15 protein-coding genes are annotated in these 17,366 nt (G+C 71.3%); 10 read left to right on the top strand and 5 right to left on the bottom strand.

The genetic code is table 11. The features are described from left to right. The first annotated feature begins 251 nt into the window (after positions 1-251). The 5 genes from OOJ98_RS06745 (at position 252) to OOJ98_RS06765 (ending at position 4,977) form a co-directional block, all read left to right on the top strand. The gene (locus OOJ98_RS06745) at positions 252-1,055 is read left to right on the top strand and encodes a TraR/DksA C4-type zinc finger protein (RefSeq protein ID WP_267053698.1); all 804 of its coding nucleotides are present in this window, start codon (positions 252-254) and stop codon (positions 1,053-1,055) included. Positions 1,056-1,116: 61 nt separating this feature from the next. Then, the gene (gene lspA, locus OOJ98_RS06750) at positions 1,117-1,686 is read left to right on the top strand and encodes a signal peptidase II (protein WP_267053699.1); all 570 of its coding nucleotides are present in this window, start codon (positions 1,117-1,119) and stop codon (positions 1,684-1,686) included. Between the two features lie 114 nt (positions 1,687-1,800). Beyond that, complete coding sequence (locus tag OOJ98_RS06755; protein ID WP_267053700.1) at positions 1,801-2,742, top strand: RluA family pseudouridine synthase; 942 nt, start codon at positions 1,801-1,803, stop codon at positions 2,740-2,742. Continuing rightward, positions 2,739-3,212, top strand: a complete 474-nt coding sequence (locus OOJ98_RS06760) for a GNAT family N-acetyltransferase (protein WP_267053701.1) — start codon at positions 2,739-2,741, stop codon at positions 3,210-3,212. The genes OOJ98_RS06755 and OOJ98_RS06760 overlap by 4 nt, the downstream gene beginning before the upstream one ends. A 178-nt stretch (positions 3,213-3,390) precedes the next feature. Next, entirely contained in the window at positions 3,391-4,977 is a 1,587-nt protein-coding gene (locus OOJ98_RS06765; protein ID WP_267053702.1) for a Na+/H+ antiporter, read from the top strand. A gap of 88 nt (positions 4,978-5,065) precedes the next feature. On the opposite strand, the gene OOJ98_RS06770 is transcribed toward OOJ98_RS06765, so the two are convergent. Further along, a complete protein-coding gene (locus OOJ98_RS06770) occupies positions 5,066-6,142 on the bottom strand; it encodes a mechanosensitive ion channel family protein (protein WP_267053703.1) in 1,077 nt (358 codons plus the stop codon). Between the two features lie 30 nt (positions 6,143-6,172). On the opposite strand from OOJ98_RS06770, the gene OOJ98_RS06775 reads away from it, so the two are divergent. Then, positions 6,173-6,745 carry a dienelactone hydrolase family protein gene (locus tag OOJ98_RS06775; RefSeq protein WP_267053704.1) on the top strand — a complete coding sequence of 191 codons (573 nt, stop codon included), beginning with the start codon at positions 6,173-6,175 and terminating at the stop codon, positions 6,743-6,745. Between the two features lie 143 nt (positions 6,746-6,888). Here OOJ98_RS06775 and OOJ98_RS06780 read toward each other — a convergent pair whose 3' ends face one another. From OOJ98_RS06780 to OOJ98_RS06790, 3 genes are all read right to left on the bottom strand, one after another. Beyond that, on the bottom strand, positions 6,889-7,701 hold the full coding sequence (locus tag OOJ98_RS06780; RefSeq protein ID WP_267053705.1) for a thioredoxin domain-containing protein: 813 nt from the start codon (positions 7,699-7,701) through the stop codon (positions 6,889-6,891). Positions 7,702-7,755: 54 nt separating this feature from the next. After that, a complete protein-coding gene (locus tag OOJ98_RS06785) occupies positions 7,756-8,430 on the bottom strand; it encodes a hypothetical protein (RefSeq protein ID WP_267055544.1) in 675 nt (224 codons plus the stop codon). A 114-nt stretch (positions 8,431-8,544) separates the two neighbouring features. Further along, positions 8,545-9,873 carry a DUF2252 domain-containing protein gene (locus OOJ98_RS06790; protein WP_267053706.1) on the bottom strand — a complete coding sequence of 443 codons (1,329 nt, stop codon included), beginning with the start codon at positions 9,871-9,873 and terminating at the stop codon, positions 8,545-8,547. A gap of 225 nt (positions 9,874-10,098) precedes the next feature. On the opposite strand from OOJ98_RS06790, the gene dnaE reads away from it, so the two are divergent. Next, positions 10,099-13,647, top strand: a complete 3,549-nt coding sequence (dnaE, locus tag OOJ98_RS06795) for a DNA polymerase III subunit alpha (RefSeq protein WP_267053707.1) — start codon at positions 10,099-10,101, stop codon at positions 13,645-13,647. Between the two features lie 72 nt (positions 13,648-13,719). Here dnaE and OOJ98_RS06800 read toward each other — a convergent pair whose 3' ends face one another. Then, positions 13,720-13,899: a hypothetical protein gene (locus tag OOJ98_RS06800; protein WP_267053708.1), complete on the bottom strand. Its 180-nt coding sequence runs from the start codon at positions 13,897-13,899 to the stop codon at positions 13,720-13,722. 263 nt (positions 13,900-14,162) lie between these two features. Between OOJ98_RS06800 and OOJ98_RS06805 the strand changes: the two genes are divergently transcribed. The 3 genes from OOJ98_RS06805 to OOJ98_RS06815 all read left to right on the top strand — a co-directional run bounded on the left by OOJ98_RS06805 (position 14,163) and on the right by OOJ98_RS06815 (position 17,336). Continuing rightward, positions 14,163-15,413, top strand: a complete 1,251-nt coding sequence (locus tag OOJ98_RS06805) for an NYN domain-containing protein (protein WP_267053709.1) — start codon at positions 14,163-14,165, stop codon at positions 15,411-15,413. A gap of 73 nt (positions 15,414-15,486) precedes the next feature. Then, positions 15,487-16,494 (top strand): ABC transporter ATP-binding protein, encoded by a 1,008-nt coding sequence (locus tag OOJ98_RS06810; RefSeq protein WP_267053710.1) that lies wholly within the window; start codon positions 15,487-15,489, stop codon positions 16,492-16,494. After that, positions 16,491-17,336, top strand: a complete 846-nt coding sequence (locus tag OOJ98_RS06815) for an ABC transporter permease (protein WP_267053711.1) — start codon at positions 16,491-16,493, stop codon at positions 17,334-17,336. Before OOJ98_RS06810 ends, OOJ98_RS06815 begins: the two co-directional genes overlap by 4 nt. Positions 17,337-17,366 lie beyond the last annotated feature (30 nt).

Raw genomic sequence — 17,366 nt, forward strand, 5'->3', positions numbered from 1 at the left:
ACCGGATTTCGGGCGGGCCGCGCGGGGGCGGCGCGTGACCCGAATGGCCATACGGGCCGGGACGCTCCCGTGACCCGCCCGTACGGCGGATTCGCCGGGCCGGGAGCTGGGCACAACCGATGCAGGTTCGCCGTGTCCCCCGCCGGGGCGGGGCGAACCGGCGGCGTGCCCCGTTGCCGCGGGCCTGGAGTCGATTTATCGTCCCAGCACGATTCGCGAGCAAGATCACAATATGTGAAGGGGCCGCGGCCATGGTGGCGAAGAAGACCGCCGTAGAGACCACAACGGCGTCCAAAAAAACGTCCGCCGCCGCCAAGAAGACGGGGGCCACGAAGACGTCGGCCACCAAGGCGGCGGCCAAGAACGCCGCCAAGAAGGTTTCGGCGAAGAAGGCCGTCGCCAAGAAGACGGCGGCCCGCAAGGCAACCGGGACGGCGTCCGCCGCGTCCGACAAGGCGACCGACAAGACGGCGCCGGCGAAGTCGGCCGGAGCGGGCGCCAAGAAGGCCGCGACCGCGGCCGAGGGGGCGGCTGCGGCCGCGGAAGAGACGGGAGCCAACAAGGTGGTTGCGAAGAAGACTGCGGGAGGGGCGACGGCGGCCAGGGCCGCCGCGGCGTCGGCGGTGCCGACGGCTCGTGCTGTGGCCACGGCCACCCCCGGTGAGCTTCCGGTCCGGCCGGGCGAGGACCCGTGGACGCCGGACGAGGTCGCCGAGGCCCGCAACGAGCTGTCCAGCGAGGTGCTGCGGCTGCGCAACGAGATCGAGTCGTCCGAGGCGGCGCTGGCCGGCCTGATGCGCGACTCCGGCGACGGCGCCGGTGACGACGACGCCGACACCGGCACCAAGAACATCACCCGCGAGCACGAGATGGCGCTCGCGGCCAACGCGCGGGAGACCCTGGAGCAGACCGAACACGCCCTGGAACGGCTCGACGCCGGGACGTACGGCTACTGCGAGGTCTGCGGGAAACCGATCGGCAAGGCCCGGATGCAGGCGTTCCCGCGCGCCACCCTGTGCGTGGAGGACAAGCAGAAGCAGGAACGGCGGGGCTGACCCCGCACAAGTGTGCCGTACCCTCGTGCTCAGTCAGGCACCTAGCGGTTGAGGGACTCACGTGGCAGAGGCGGAGCGCATCATCGGTACGCCGGATGCGGAAGGGGCGGCCGACGGTCAGGCGGCCCCTTCCGAGCAGCCGAAGGGCAAGCGGAAGATCGCCGTGCTGTTCGCGGTGGCGGCCTTCGCCTACCTTCTGGACCTCGGCAGCAAGATGCTCGTGGTGGCCAGGCTCGAACACCACGAGCCGATCAAGGTCATGGGCGATCTGCTCCAGCTGAACGCGATCAGGAACGCGGGCGCCGCCTTCGGGATCGGCGAGGCCTTCACGGTGATCTTCACGATCATCGCGGCGACCGTGATCGTGGTGATCGCCCGGCTCGCGCGCAAGCTCCGCAGCATGCCCTGGGCGATCGCGCTCGGTCTGCTGCTCGGCGGCGCGCTCGGCAACCTCACCGACCGGATCTTCCGCTCGCCCGGCATCTTCAAGGGCGAGGTCGTCGACTTCATCGCGCCCCAGGGCTTCGCGGTCTTCAACCTCGCGGACTCGGCGATCGTCTGCGGCGGCATCCTCATCGTGATCCTCTCCTTCCGCGGCCTCGACCCGGACGGCACCGTCCACAAGGACTGAACCCGCCCCGCGCCCCGCTCCCGGGCCCGCCCCGGGTCCCGTCCCGCACCCGCCGGGCACCCGCCCGCCGGACGCGCGGCGGGTGACGCCGGTGCGGCAAGGCATACTCGACGGGTGAGTACGATTCCCGAGATCCGCACCCTGCCCGTTCCCGACGGCCTCGAAGGCGAGCGCGTCGACGCCGCCATCTCCCGCATGTTCGGGTTTTCCCGTACCAAGGCGGCCGAGCTCGCCGCGGCCGGGAAGGTGCAGGTCGACGGCGCCGTGGTCGGCAAGTCCGAGCGGGTGCACGGCGGGGCGTGGCTGGAGGTCGAGATGCCGCAGGCCGCCGCCCCCGTGCAGATCGTCGCCGAGCCCGTCGAGGGCATGGAGATCGTCCACGACGACGACGACATCGTCGTGATCATGAAGCCGGTGGGGGTCGCCGCCCACCCGAGCCCCGGCTGGACCGGCACCACCGTCATCGGCGGCCTCGCCGCGGCCGGCTACCGCATCTCCACCTCCGGCGCCGCCGAGCGCCAGGGCATCGTGCACCGCCTCGACGTCGGCACCTCGGGCCTCATGGTCGTCGCCAAGTCCGAGCGCGCCTACACCTCGCTCAAGGCGCAGTTCCGCGAGCGCGTGGTCGACAAGCGCTACCACGCCCTGGTCCAGGGCCACCCGGACCCGATGAGCGGCACCATCGACGCCCCGATCGGGCGCCACCCCAACCACGACTACAAGTGGGCCGTGACCGCCGAGGGCAAGGCGTCCGTCACGCACTACGACCTGATCGAGGCCTTCCGCGCGGCCTCCCTGCTCGACATCAAGCTGGAGACGGGCCGCACCCACCAGATCCGGGTGCACATGTCGGCCCACCGCCACCCCTGCGTCGGCGACCTCACCTACGGCGCCGACCCGACGATCGCCAAGCGCCTCAAGCTGACCCGCCAGTGGCTGCACGCGGTCAGGCTCGGCTTCGAGCACCCCTCGGACGGCCAGTGGGTCGAGTTCGAGAGCGTCTACCCGGCCGATCTGCAGTACGCCCTGGACGCGATCCGGGCCGAGAGCGAATGACGGCCTTCGCCGTCCGCGTCGCCGAGGACCCGGCCGACCGCGAGGCCTGCTTCGCCGTGCGCCAGGCGGTCTTCGTCACCGAGCAGCAGGTCCCCGAGGACGTGGAGTACGACACGTACGACGCGGTCGCGCTGCATGTCCTCGCTGTCGGGAAGGCCGGGCCGCTCGGTACCGGCCGGCTCCTGTACGGCCCGGAGGCGCTCGCCAAGACCGGCGCCGCGGAGATCGGCTCGCTCGGCAGGCTCGCGGTCACCGCGGCGGCCCGTGGGCTCGGCGTGGGCGCCGCCCTGGTGCGCGCCATCGAGGCCGCCGCCCTCGACCGGGGCCTGAGCGCGGTCGACCTGCACGCGCAGACACACGCGCTGGGCTTCTACGAGCGGCTCGGCTACGTGGCGTACGGCCCGGAGTTCCCCGACGCGGGGATCCCCCACCGGGCGATGCGGCGCGCCCTGTCCGCGCCCGCCGCCTGACCCGCTCCGCGGGCCCGCCCCTCCGCCCGAGCCGCGCCCCGGCTCCCTCCCGGCCTCTTCCCGGACCCTCCCGTCCGATCCCTTTGCGCCCCGATGGGCGGTTCGGCCGGGTTGCGTGGCACGCTTGAGGTCTTGATCGTCAAGGCCGTCCAGGCCCGCACCGCCCGGAGGGCATCCAGTGGACCAGCTCGCCCTGCTGCTCGTGCTCCTACTCGGCGCGGTGGTGACGGTCCCTCTGGGGGAGCGCCTCGGGCTGCCCGCCCCGGTGCTCATGACGCTCGGCGGGATCGCGATGGCGCTCCTGCCGTTCGTGCCGAACGTGACGATCGAGCCCGAGTTCATCCTGCCGCTCGTACTGCCGCCGCTGCTCTACGCGTCGGTGCAGCGCACCTCCTGGCGGCAGTTCACCGCCAACCTCCGGCCGATCTTCCTGCTCGCCGTCGCGCTGGTCTTCGTGACCACGGCGGCCGTCGCGGCGGTCGCCAATTCCATCGTGCCCGGCCTGCCGATCGCCGCCGCCGTCGCGCTGGGCGCGCTGGTGGCGCCGCCCGACCCGGTGGCCGCGACCGCGGTGGCCGGCTCGCTGGGGCTGCCGCGCCGCCTGGTGTCGATCCTGGAGGGCGAGGGCCTGTTCAACGACGTCACCGCGATCGTGCTCTACCACGTGGCGATCACCGCGGTCGTGACCGGGAGCTTCTCCTGGGCGTCGGCCGCGGGCAAGCTCGTGCTGTCCGCCGTGGTCGCCGTCGTCGTGGGTCTCGCGCTCGGCTGGCTCGCCAACAAGCTGATGGGGCTCCTTGGCGACCCCACGCTCCAGATCGGCCTCACCCTCCTCGTCCCGTTCGTCGGCTACGTCCTGGCCGAGGAGTTCGGGGGCTCGGGCGTCCTCGCCGTCCTGACGGTGGCCCTGTTCCTCGCCGAGCACACGATGGACGCCGACGACGTCCAGGGCCGGCTCGCCGGAGCCACCTTCTGGCAGATCGTCGACACCCTGGTGACCGGCGTCGCGTTCGGCCTGATCGGGCTGGAGCTCCACAACGTGTTCGGCACCGCGACCGGCAGCGAATCGCACATGTTCGGCTGGGCGGCGGTCGTGGTCGGCGTCGTCGTGGGCGTACGGCTGCTGTGGCTGCTCCCGGCGACCTGGCTCGCCAAGCGGCTGCACACCAAGCGCGACTACGACGAGGAGATCCCGACGTCGTGGCGGGAGACCATCGTCATGTGGTGGGCCGGGATGCGGGGCGTGGCCTCGGTCGCCCTCGCCCTCGCCATCCCGCTGAAGACGGACGACGGCGCTCCCTTCCCCGGCCGCGACGAGATCATCTTCATCGCCTTCGCCGTGATCATGACCACCCTGGTCTTCCAGGGACTCACGCTGCCCTGGCTGGTCAAGAGGCTGGGCGTGCGCGCCGACACCGACGCCGAGCGCCTCCTGGAACGGGACCTGGCGATCCGCGCCGCGAAGGCCGCCAAGCGCCGCCTGAAGGAGATCCAGGACGTCGAGGAGCTGCCCGAGGAGGTCATGGAGCAGCTGCACCGCAGGGCGTACGACGTCGGCGCGAAGATCAGCCCCGACATGGTCGACGAGGAGCGCCGCGCCTCGTACGCGAAGCGGGTGGAGCGGATCCGGGCCGTGCAGCGCATCCAGCGCGAGATGATGTCCGCCGCCCGGCACGAGGTGCTGTCCGCGCGCAACGAGCCGGGCGCGGACCCGGAGATCGTCGACCGGGTCCTGCGCCAGCTGGACGTCCGCAGCCTGCGCTGACCCCGGGGGCTCCGGGTCCGGACGGGCCCTAGGGCCTGTCCTACAAGGCCGAACGACCTCGACGGCGACCAGATCCGCCGGACAGACCCTAGGGGCGCTCGTCCTCGACGGCCGGGCGGGAGCGGGGGGTCGGCGGCTGCGCCTCGGTGGTGATCCTCGGCAGCGCGTACGGGTGCTCCTCGTACAGCCAGGCCACCATCTGCTCGCGGACCGTGACGCGGACCGTCCAGATGTCGTCCGCGTCCTTCGCGGTCACCACGGCGCGCACCTCGATCGTCGAGGGGGTGGTGTCGGTGACGGTGAGGGAGAAGTCGCGGCCGTCCCAGGCGGGGCACTCCTTGAGGATCAGGGCGAGCCGCTCGCGCATCAGCGGGATCGGCGCCGAGTGGTCCAGGTGGAAGTAGACGGTGCCGGTCATCTGCACCCCGCCGCGCGACCAGTTCTGGAACGGCTTGCTGGTGAAGTACGACACCGGCATGGTCAGGCGGCGCTCGTCCCAGGTGCGCACCGCGAGATAGGTCAGCGTGATCTCCTCGACCACGCCCCACTCGCCGTCGACGACCACGGTGTCGCCGAGCCGCACCATGTCGCCGAAGGCGATCTGGAGCCCGGCGAAGAGGTTGCCGAGGGTGGACTGGGCGGCGACACCGGCGACGATGCCCACGATGCCGGCCGAGGCCAGCAGGGAGGCGCCCGCCGCCCGCATCGCGGGGAAGGTGAGCAGCATCGCCGCGATCGCCACCACGATGACGATCGCGCTGACCACCCGCTGGATCAGCGTGACCTGGGTCCGGACCCGGCGGACCCGGGCGGGGTCACGCGTGGAGGCCGCGTACCGGGTGTACGAGGACTCCACGACGGCCGTGGCGATCCGCACCACGAGCCAGGAGCTCGCGCCGATGAGGACCAGCGTCAGGAACTGGCCGAGGCCGGCTTCGTGCTCCTGGACGGGGTTCCATTTGATCTCGTCGTAGGAGCCGCGCAGGATCGCGGTGAGCATGACGAGGTTGAGCGGTATGCGGCAGCGGCGCAGCAGCCCCCACAGCGGGGTCTCGCGGTCCCGGGCGTCGGCCCGGCTCAGCAGTCGGTCGGCAAGCCATCCCACGAAGAGCGCGAGGACGACCGAGCCGCCGATGACGATCAACGGACGCAGTACGTTCTCCATGCCCCCGACCGTAACTGGCACGATGGCCTCATGAACATCATGCTTTTCCATTCGGTCTACGGTCCGCGTCCCGCCGTACAGGAGGCGGCGGAGCGGCTGCGGGCCGCCGGTCACCAGGTGCACGTCCCCGACCTGTACGAAGGCCGCACCGTGGAGACCGTCGAGGAAGGCAGCGGGATCAGGGAGGAGATCGGCAAGGACGAGCTCCTGAAGCGGGCCGTCCTGGCCGCCGCGCCCTACTCGGAGCGTGGGCTCGTCTACGCGGGGTTCTCGCTCGGCGGGTCCATCGCGCAGACCCTGGCGCTCGGTGACGCCAACGCCCGCGGCCTGCTGCTGTTCCACGGCACGTCGGACATGGCGGAGAACGCGGCCGTGGACGAGCTGCCCGTCCAGCTGCACGTCGCCGACCCCGACCCGTTCGAGTCCGCGGACTGGCTCAACTCCTGGTACCTCCAGATGCGGCGGGCCGGCGCGGACGTGGAGATCTACCGCTACCCGGGCGCCGGCCACCTCTACACCGACCCGTACCTGCCGGACTACGACGAGGCCGCCGCGGAGCAGACCTGGCGCACCGCGCTCGGCTTCCTCGACAGCCTGGCGTAGCCGCGAAAACCCCGAACGGGCAGTACGGACCCGGAGGTTCGCACTGCCCGTTCGTGTCGGCCGTCCGCGTCGGTTCTTCGCGCGCCCGGACGGGCCGCGCACGCGTCGCGGGCCGCCGGGTTCAGGCCGGGTTCAGGCTGTGATCAGCCCTTGAGCGCCTTGTCGATGGCGGTCGCGTAGCTCGCGGCGTCCATCGGGGCGTTGTCCGACGCACCGTCGGTGATCTTCTTGCCGTCCATCTTCAGCGTCGGCGTGCCCTGGACGCCGCTGCTGTTGAACTTGTCCGACATGGTCAGCGCCCACTTGTCGTAGGTGCCGTCCTTCACGGCCTTCTGGAAGCCCGCGTTGCCCTTGAGCGCCGGGACGGTGTCCGCGATCTGGATCAGGTAGTCCCGGTCCTTGAACTTGTCCTGGGTCTCCTCGGGGTGGTACTTCGCCGAGTAGAGCGCCGACTTGTAGTCCAGGAACGCCTCGGGGCTCACGTTCAGCGCCGCGCCGAGGGCGCTCAGGGCGGTCTTGGAGCCCGTGCCGGGGCTGCCGTTGTCGATGAACGTGGCGCCGATGAACTGGATCTTGTACTTGCCCGCGTCGACGTCCTTCTTGATCGTCGGGCCGACGGTCTGCTCGAACTGCGAGCAGATCGGGCAGCGCGGGTCCTCGTACATCTCCAGGGTCTTCTTGGCGTCGGCCTTGCCGATGACGACGGTCGTGCCGTCGCTGCCCGCCGTGTTGGCGGGCTTGACCAGCGTCTTGTCCTTGGCGGCCGTCCACGCGGAAGGCTTCATGGACTCCTTGATCAGGTAGGCGCCGCCGCCGACGACGGCGAGGACGGCGACGACGGACACGCCCACGATGATCTGGCGGCGGGTCTTGGCCTTCTTCGCCTCGCGCTCGCGCTCCGCCCGCAGTCGGTCGCGGGCGGCAGCCTTGTTGGCCTGGCTGTTGCGGGAACTCATGATGTTTCTCTCCGGATGGCAGGTGGGGAAGGTCGGGGAACTGCGGTGCTGTGCTCAGACCAGGCCGAGCGACGGGCAGGGCGGTCCCCTTCGTGCCAGGGAGTGCACCAGGAGCCGGGTGCGCGAGGGGCCGGGCCGGTGGTGTGCCGGGCGGGCGGGCCCGCGGGCGCCGTCGGCGGCGGCGCGCACCACGGCGACCGCGACGAGCAGCGGCCGGAAGGTGCGGGCGGCGACCGCGCGCACCAGCCGGGCCAGGGCCGCCTCGCCGCGCCGCAGCCACAGGGCGGCGAGCAGCCCGACGCCCAGGTGGGCCGCGAGCAGCAGCCAGGGCACGGCGGGGCCGGGATGGGTGAGCAGGGTGGCCGCGCTGGCCGGAGCGGGCACCGCCCCGAGGGTGCCGCCGCCGCACAGCACGTCGACGCCGACCGCGCGCAGGGCGCCCGCCACGGGACCGCCCGCCGGTCCGTAACAGACGTGCTGGCCGGTGGTGAACAGGGTGTCGGCGGCCAGTTCCAGCGGGACCAGGGTCCCCGCGATCGCCCAGAATCCGCGCTCGCGGCCGGCCACGGCGTACGCGATGACGAAGACCGCGCAGGCCGCGCCCGCCACCAGCGTCAGCGGCAGCGGGACCCGGGAGAGCAGCACGTGGGACGCGGCGGAGAGCGTCACGACGAGCGCCGTGAAAAGCGCCGCGCGTGCCGCTCTGAGCTGCGTCCCGGATATGTCCATCGCGGGTGAGTGTGCCATGCCGTGCCGTATGCCGTGCCTAAGAGTTCGGTGAGACCGGCGGGACCGGCGGGTCACGGCCGCGGCGGCCCGCCCGCCCGGCCCGCCGGACAGGCCCTAGAGCCCCGGGATCCGGCCGTTGCGGAACAGGTCGACGAAGATCTGGTGATCCGCCCGAGCCCGCGCCCCGTAGCCGTGCGCGAACTCGACGAGCAGCTCCGCGAAGCCCTCCTCGTCGGCGGCGATCGCCGCGTCGATGGCGCGCTCCGTGGAGAACGGAACCAGCTCGGAGTGGCCGCTCTCGTCGTCCGCCGCCGCGTGCATCGTGGCGGTGGCCCGGCCGAGGTCGGCGACGACCGCCGCGATCTCGTCCGGATCGTCGATGTCCGACCAGTCGAGGTCCACCGCGTACGGCGAGACCTCGGCGACCAGCTGGCCCGCGCCGTCCAGCTCGGTCCAGCCGAGCCACGGGTCGGCGGCGGCCTGCAGCGCCCGCTGCGAGATCACCGTGCGGTGCCCCTCGTGCTGGAAGTAGCCGCGCACCGCCGGGTCCGTGATGTGCCGCGAGACGGCCGGGGTCTGGGCCTGCTTGATGTAGATCACCACATCGTTCTCCAGGGCGTCGCTGTGCCCTTCGAGCAGGATGTTGTACGAGGGCAGGCCCGCCGAGCCGATCCCGATGCCGCGCCGCCCCACGACGTCCTTGACGCGGTAGGAGTCCGGCCGCACCAGGCTCTCCTCGGGCAGCGTCTCCAGATAGCCGTCGAAGGCCGCGAGCACCTTGTACCGCGTCGCCGCGTCGAGCTCGATCGAGCCGTCGTCCTCGGTGAACCGGCGCTCGTGGTCGCGGATCTCGGTCATCGAGTCGAGCAGCGCGAACCGGGTCCGCGCCCGTGCGTCGCGCAGCGCGCCCAGGAGCGGGCCCTCGGCCGTGTCGAGCGTGAAGGGCGGGACCTCGTCCTCCTTGGCGCCCGAGGCCAGCGCCCGGATGCGCTCGCGGTAGGCGGTGGCGCAGGTGCGCACCAGGGCGGTGATCTGCTCGTCGCTGAACGCCTTGGTGTAGCCGATCAGCGCGAGCGAGGCCGCGAGCCGCTTCAGGTCCCAGGTGAAGGGGCCCACGTAGGCCTCGTCGAAGTCGTTGACGTTGAAGATCAGCCGGCCGTTGGCGTCCATGTACGTGCCGAAGTTCTCGGCGTGCAGATCGCCGTGGATCCAGACCCGGCCGGTGCGCTCGTCCAGATAGGGGCCGCCGTGCCGCTCCTTCTCCAGGTCGGAGTAGAACAGGCAGGCGGTGCCCCGGTAGAAGGCGAACGCGGAGGCGGCCATCTTGCGGAACTTGACCCGGAAGGCGGCCGGGTCGGCGGCCAGGAGCCGGCCGAACGCGGTCTCGAAAACGGCGAGTATCTCTTCGCCGCGCGTCTGCGCGCTGGGCTGCGTGGCCGACATCGCTGGGTGCCTCCTGGTGCGTACTGCCTGGATCACGATCGGAACGGGGTGTGCCCCTTCCAACGCGCGACCGTACCGCCAAGTGCCCGCGCGCCGCGCCCGGCCGCCGCCCCTCGCCGGCGGGCTTCCCGACCCGGTTCCCCCTCGGCTGTCGGTGCGGCGACGTAGACTCCGAGGCTGTCCCACCCGCTCCGTGAACCCCCCTCGCCGCTGGAGGCCCCACCCGTGACTGGCACGTCCAAGACACCGTTCACGCACCTTCACGTCCACACCCAGTACTCGCTGCTGGACGGTGCCGCGCGGCTCAAGGACATGTTCGAGGCCTGCAACGAGATGGGCATGTCGCACATCGCCATGTCCGACCACGGCAACCTCCACGGCGCCTACGACTTCTTCCATACGGCGAAGAAGGCGGGCGTCACGCCGATCATCGGCATCGAGGCGTACGTGGCCCCCGAGTCGCGGCGCAACAAGCGCAAGATCCAGTGGGGCCAGCCGCACCAGAAGCGCGACGACGTGTCCGGTTCGGGTGGTTACACGCACAAGACGATCTGGGCGGCGAACAGGACGGGTCTGCACAACCTCTTCCGCCTCTCCTCCGACGCCTACGCCGAGGGCTGGCTCCAGAAGTGGCCCCGGATGGACAAGGAGACGATCTCGCAGTGGTCGGAGGGGCTCATCGCCTCCACCGGCTGCCCCTCGGGCGAGGTCCAGACGCGGCTGCGGCTCGGCCAGTTCGACGAGGCGGTGCGGGCGGCCTCCGACTACAAGGACATCTTCGGCGAGGGCCGGTACTTCCTGGAGCTGATGGACCACGGCATCGAGATCGAGCGCCGGGTCCGCGACGGCCTGCTGGAGATCGGCAAGAAGCTCAACATTCCGCCGCTGGTCACCAACGACTCGCACTACACCTACGCCCACGAGGCGACCGCGCACGACGCGCTGCTGTGCATCCAGACCGGCAAGAACCTCTCGGACCCGGACCGCTTCCGCTTCGACGGCACGGGCTACTACCTCAAGTCCACGGACGAGATGTACGCCATCGACTCCTCGGACGCCTGGCAGCAGGGGTGCGCCAACACCCTGCTCGTCGCCGAGCAGATCGACACGACCGGCATGTTCGAGGCCAAGAACCTCATGCCGAAGTTCGAGATCCCGGACGGCTACACCGAGGTCACCTGGTTCCAGGAGGAAGTCCGGGTCGGCATGGAGCGCCGCTATCCGGGAGGTGTCCCCGAGGACCGCCAGAAGCAGGCGGAGTACGAGATGGACATCATCATCCAGATGGGGTTCCCGGGATACTTCCTGGTCGTCGCCGACTTCATCATGTGGGCCAAGAACAACGGCATCGCCGTGGGCCCCGGCCGTGGTTCGGCGGCCGGTTCGATCGTGGCGTACGCGATGGGCATCACCGACCTCGACCCGATCACGCACGGCCTGATCTTCGAGCGGTTCCTCAACCCCGAGCGCGTGTCCATGCCCGATGTCGACATCGACTTCGACGAGCGCAGGCGCGTCGAGGTGATCCGGTACGTGACGGAGAAGTACGGCTCCGACAAGGTCGCCATGATCGGCACCTACGGAAAGATCAAGGCGAAGAACGCCATCAAGGACTCCGCGCGCGTCCTCGGCTACCCGTACGCGATGGGCGACCGCCTCACCAAGGCGATGCCGGCCGACGTCCTCGGCAAGGGCATCGACCTCTCGGGCATCACCGACCCCAAGCACCCGCGCTACAGCGAGGCCGGCGAGATCCGGGGGATGTACGAGAACGAGCCGGACGTGAAGAAGGTCATCGACACCGCCAAGGGCGTCGAGGGCCTGGTCCGGCAGATGGGCGTGCACGCGGCCGGCGTCATCATGTCCAGCGAGCCGATCGTCGACCACGCGCCGATCTGGGTGCGGCACACCGACGGTGTGACGATCACGCAGTGGGACTACCCGCAGTGCGAGTCGCTCGGCCTGCTGAAGATGGACTTCCTGGGCCTGCGCAACCTGACCATCATGGACGACGCCGTCAAGATGGTGAAGGCCAACAAGGGCATCGACCTGGAGATGCTCTCCCTCCCGCTCGACGACCCCAAGACCTTCGAACTGCTCTGCCGCGGCGACACCCTCGGCGTCTTCCAGTTCGACGGCGGCCCCATGCGCTCGCTGCTGCGCCAGATGCAGCCCGACAACTTCGAGGACATTTCCGCCGTCTCGGCCCTGTACCGGCCGGGCCCGATGGGCATGAACTCGCACACGAACTACGCCGAGCGCAAGAACGGCCGCCAGGAGATCACCCCGATCCACCCGGAGCTGGAGGAGCCGCTCAAGGAGACCCTGGGCCTCACCTACGGCCTCATCGTCTACCAGGAGCAGGTCCAGAAGGCCGCGCAGATCGTCGCCGGCTACTCGCTGGGCGAGGCCGACATCCTGCGCCGCGTGATGGGCAAGAAGAAGCCCGAGGAGCTGGCGAAGAACTTCGTCCTCTTCCAGGCCGGCGCGAAGGAGAAGGGCTACTCCGACGCGGCGATCCAGGCCCTGTGGGACGTCCTGGTCCCGTTCGCCGGATACGCGTTCAACAAGGCGCACTCCTCGGCGTACGGCCTGGTCACCTACTGGACCGCGTACCTGAAGGCCAACTACCCGGCCGAGTACATGGCGGCGCTGCTCACCTCGGTCAAGGACGACAAGGACAAGTCCGCCGTCTACCTCAACGAGTGCCGGCGCATGGGCATCAAGGTGCTGCCACCCAACGTGAACGAGTCGGTGCACAACTTCGCCGCCCAGGGCGACGACGTGATCCTCTTCGGCCTCGAAGCCGTGCGCAACGTCGGCACCAACGTGGTCGAGTCGATCATCCGGTCGCGCAAGACCAAGGGGAAGTTCAGCTCGTTCCCCGACTACCTCGACAAGGTCGAGGTGGTGGCCTGCAACAAGCGCACCACGGAATCGCTGATCAAGGCGGGCGCCTTCGACACGATGGGCCACACCCGCAAGGGCCTCACCGCCCAGTTCGAGCCCATGATCGACAATGTGGTGCAGGTCAAGCGCAAGGAGGCCGAGGGGCAGTTCGACCTCTTCGGCGGCATGGGCGAGCAGGACACCAGCGAGCCGGGCTTCGGGCTCGACGTCGAGTTCGGCGACGTGGAGTGGGAGAAGTCCTACCTGCTGGCCCAGGAGCGCGAGATGCTCGGCCTGTACGTCTCCGACCACCCGCTCTTCGGCCTGGAGCACGTCCTGTCCGACAAGGCGGACGCGGGCATCGGCCAGCTCACCGGCGGGGACTACTCGGACGGCTCGATCGTCACCATCGGCGGCATCATCTCGGGCCTCCAGCGCAAGATGACCAAGCAGGGCAACGCCTGGGCGATCGCCACCGTGGAGGACCTGGCCGGCTCCATCGAGTGCATGTTCTTCCCGGCCACCTACCAGCTGGTGTCGACGCAGCTCGTCGAGGACGCCGTGGTGTTCGTCAAGGGCCGCCTCGACAAGCGCGAGGACATCCCGCGTCTGGTCGCGATGGAGCTGATGGTCCCCGACCTCTCCTCGGCCGGCACCAACGCCCCGGTCGTCCTGACCATCCCGACCGTCAAGGTCACCCCGCCGATGGTCAGCAGGCTCGGTGAGATCCTCGGGCACCACCGGGGCAACACCGAGGTGCGGATCAAGCTCCAGGGGCCGCGCTCGACGACCGTGCTCCGGCTCGACCGGCACCGGGTCCAGCCCGATCCCGCCCTCTTCGGCGATCTGAAGGTGCTGCTCGGCCCGTCCTGCCTGGCCGGCTGAGGTCCGGCACCGCCCGTGCACGAGAAAGGGACGCACCCCGTCGGGTGCGTCCCTTCCTCATGGGATGACGGGCTAGTTATGACCGAAGCGACGCTGGTGCTTACGGGCAACATCGGACGGGCTTCCCTGGCCCATCGACTGGCTCGCGGACTGGGCTTCCATCGCGGATTCCTTCGCCTGCTCCTGCCCGCGCTCGGCGGCGCTGGAGCGGTCCTGCTGACTGCCCGACTTGCGGTTCTTGTTCTTGGCCATGGTGCTGCCTCCTGTGGGGGAACTCGGGGCCAGGGCCGCTGCCAGACTCACACAGAAGGACAAAGGTCGCATTTCGGATCATTACCGTGCGTGACGGTGAGGTGACGCCCCAATCCGCCACGCCGATGATCGAGTTCCGGTGCTCAACCCCCGCACGGTCGGGCAGACTCGAAGGAAACCCGAAGTTCATTCGGTGATCCTCCGCATCCCGCTCCTGATTTCTTTTTCTTCGGCTTTTCCGTTCCCGAAAGAGGGTGGAACGCATGGACCGCTGCGTCGTCCTGGTGGACGCCGGTTACCTGCTCGGTGCCGCCGCGAGTCTGCTCGCCGGAGAACCGGCCCGTTCCCGCATCACCGTCGACCACGCCGCCCTGATCCAGGGGCTGCGCGAGCGCGCCGAAGCCGATACGCAGCAGCCGCTCCTGCGCATCTACTGGTTCGACGGCGCCCCCGACCGTGTCCCGCAGCCCGAACACCGCCGGCTGCGCGTGATGCCCAGGGTGACGGTCCGCCTCGGCGCCCTGACCCGCAGCGACGGCCGCTGGGCGCAGAAGGGCGTGGACGCGGCGATGCACGCCGAGCTGACCGAACTCGCCCGCAACCGCGCCTGCTCGGACGTGGTCCTGGTGACCGGCGACGGCGATCTGCTCCCCGGCCTGATGTCCGCCAAGGAACACGGCGTCGCCGTCCACCTGTGGGCCGTGCAGGCCGCCGACGGCGACTACAACCAGTCCGAGGACCTCGTCGCCGAGGCCGACGAGCGCCGGGTCCTCGACCGCGCCTGGATCACCCGCGCCGTACGCGCCCGCGACCTCACCGGCATCTGCGCCCCCGCCCCCGCGCCCCGCCCCGAGATCGCCGCCATCCTCTCCGCACCGCTGCCCGAGTCGGCGCTCGCCGCCTCCGCCGAGCGGGCCGCCGAAGCCGCCCAGGCCGCCGCCGGACGGGGTCCCGCCGCGCCCGCCGAGGCCCCCGGTGAGAACGGCGCCGCCGCGCCCGCCCCGGCCGGCGCCAAGGGCGTACCGACCCCGAAGGACCTGGCCTCCCTGCGCGGCCCCGGCAGCACCCCGGCCGCCCCCGCGCCCGCATCGGCCACCCTGCGCTGGTCCTCCGACAAGGGCTGGGTGGAGCGGCCCGGCTCCGCGCTCGGCGAATCCCCCGAGACGGCCTCCCTGCCCACCCTCGCCCAGCTCACCAGCGCGGAGCAGCGCTGGGCCGACCGCGAGGAGGACATCACCACCGTCGGCGGCGACCCCTACGAAGTGGGTCAGGTCTTCGCGCGCCGCTGGATGGAGCGGCTCCCCGAGCCCACGCACGTACAGAAGCTGTCCACCATGTACCCGCGCATCCCGCACCGCATCGACGGCGAACTCCTGCGCTACGCCGCCCGGTTCGGCCTCCTCGCGCACAAGGACGACCAGATCGACGAGCACGACCGGTACGCGATCCGGGCCGGGTTCTGGCGCGAGATCGACGTCCGGGCCGCCGCCGAGCGCCAGCCGGCCGGCGAGTAGCCCCGCACCGAGGGGCGGTTCGGGGCCGCCCCCGGGGCCGGAGCGGTCCCGGGACCCCTTAGGCTCGTTCTCCGTGAGTACCGGCACAGCAGCGGCACGGGCCGGCACCGTTTGCACGGTGCGGGGCCTGGTCAAGACATACCCCGCGGCCCGGGGCGGGCGAGGTGCGCCCGGTACGCCCGAGGTCCGGGCCACCGACGGGATCAGCCTGGACGTGCGGCGCGGCGAGATCTTCGGCCTGCTCGGCCCCAACGGCGCCGGCAAATCCACCCTCGTGCGCCAGCTGACCGGATTGATGCGGCCCGACGCCGGCTCGGTCGATGTGCTCGGCCACGACCTGGTCCGCCACCCCGAACGCGCGGCGCGCCTCATCGCCTACCTCGGCCAGGAGTCCACCGCGCTGGACGAGCTGACCGTGTCGCTCGCCGCCGAGACCACCGGCCGGCTGCGCGGCCTCACCCTGCGCGAGGCCCGCGCCGAACGCGACGCCGTCCTCGTCGAACTGGGCCTCGACGAGATCGCCGGGCGCCCGCTCAAGAAGCTCTCCGGCGGGCAGCGGCGGCTGGCCTGCTTCGCCACCGCCCTCGTCGGCGAACGCCCCGTCCTCGTCCTCGACGAGCCCACCACCGGCATGGACCCGGTCGCCCGGCGCGCCGTGTGGGCCGCCGTCGACCGGCGCAGGGCTGAACGCGGCGCGACCGTCGTGCTCGTCACCCACAACGTCATCGAGGCCGAGACCGTGCTCGACCGGGTCGCCGTCATCGAACGCGGCAGGGTCATCGCCTGCGACACCCCCGCCGGGCTCAAGGCCCGCGTCGCCGACGAGGTGCGGGTCGAACTCGTGTGGCGCGACCGCGCCCCCGTCGAGGTCCCCGAAGTCGCGGCGCTGCGCGCGTCCGCCCAGGAGTCCGGCCGGCGCTGGACGCTGCGGCTCAGCCCCGAGCGGGCCCGCGCCGCTGTCGCCACCGTCACCGGCGGCCCCGCGTTCGCCGCCCTCGACGACTTCACCCTGGCCACGCCGAGCCTGGAAGACGTCTACCTCGCCCTCGGCGGCCGCACGGAAGGGCTGGTGAAGGCGTGAGCGCCATTCCCCTGGAGAGCAGCGTCGAGACCGTCGGCGGCCGGGCCCCGGCGAGCGGAGCCGCCGAGCGCCCCGGCGCCGTCGACGCGGCGGCGCTCGCCCCCCGCGCCCGGCTGCTGCCCGCGCTCGCCGCCGTCTACCGCGCCCAGCTGTCGCGGGCCCGGGTCTCGCGCATCCCGCTCCTGTTCGTCGCCACGTTCCAGTCCGTCGGCATCATGATCCTCATGCGGGGCGTCGTGGACGGCGGCGGCGAGGCCCGCGCGGTGGTCGCCGGATCGAGCGTGCTCGTCGTCGCCTTCGTCGCCCTCAACCTGCTCGCCCAGTACTTCGGCCGGCTGCGCGCCGACGGCGGCCTCGACCACTACGCGACGCTGCCCGTGCCGCCCGCCTCCGTGGTCCTCGGCACGGCCGCCGCGTACGCCTCCTTCACCGTGCCCGGCACCGCCGTCACCGCCGTCTTCGGCTGCCTCCTGTTCGGGCTTCCGATGGGGCACCTGTGGATCCTGGCCGCGGTGATCCCGCTCGCCGGAGCCGCCCTCGCCGGGCTCGGCGCGGCCCTCGGGCTCCTCGCGCCCCGTCAGGAACTCGCCACGCTCTTCGGCCAGTTGGGCATGTCGGCGGCGCTGCTGCTCGGCGTGCTCCCGCCCGGCCGGCTCCCCGCCCCGATCGCGTACGCCCGTGATCTGCTGCCCTCCACCTACGGCGTGGAGGCCTTCGCGCACAGCTTCGACGCGCACCCCGACTGGGGTCTGGTCGGGCTCGACCTCGGTGTGTGCGCGGCCGTCGGCGTCGTCTCGCTCGCCGTGGCGGCGTGGGCCTACCGCCGGGCAGCGGTCCGGTGAGGCGGCGCACAGACACGCCTGGCACGATGT

Source organism: Streptomyces sp. NBC_00083, from assembly GCF_026343295.1.
Classification (GTDB): domain Bacteria; phylum Actinomycetota; class Actinomycetes; order Streptomycetales; family Streptomycetaceae; genus Streptomyces.

Coding starts and splice junctions, on each gene's coding strand:
- OOJ98_RS06790 (WP_267053706.1), bottom strand. CDS start 9,873: ATGTCGGCCACGCAGCCCAGCGCGCAGACGCGCGGCGAAGAGATACTC.
- OOJ98_RS06775 (WP_267053704.1), top strand. CDS start 6,173: ATGAACATCATGCTTTTCCATTCGGTCTACGGTCCGCGTCCCGCCGTA.
- OOJ98_RS06800 (WP_267053708.1), bottom strand. CDS start 13,899: ATGGCCAAGAACAAGAACCGCAAGTCGGGCAGTCAGCAGGACCGCTCC.
- OOJ98_RS06785 (WP_267055544.1), bottom strand. CDS start 8,430: ATGGACATATCCGGGACGCAGCTCAGAGCGGCACGCGCGGCGCTTTTC.
- OOJ98_RS06780 (WP_267053705.1), bottom strand. CDS start 7,701: ATGAGTTCCCGCAACAGCCAGGCCAACAAGGCTGCCGCCCGCGACCGA.
- OOJ98_RS06760 (WP_267053701.1), top strand. CDS start 2,739: ATGACGGCCTTCGCCGTCCGCGTCGCCGAGGACCCGGCCGACCGCGAG.
- OOJ98_RS06770 (WP_267053703.1), bottom strand. CDS start 6,142: ATGGAGAACGTACTGCGTCCGTTGATCGTCATCGGCGGCTCGGTCGTC.
- OOJ98_RS06805 (WP_267053709.1), top strand. CDS start 14,163: ATGGACCGCTGCGTCGTCCTGGTGGACGCCGGTTACCTGCTCGGTGCC.
- OOJ98_RS06745 (WP_267053698.1), top strand. CDS start 252: ATGGTGGCGAAGAAGACCGCCGTAGAGACCACAACGGCGTCCAAAAAA.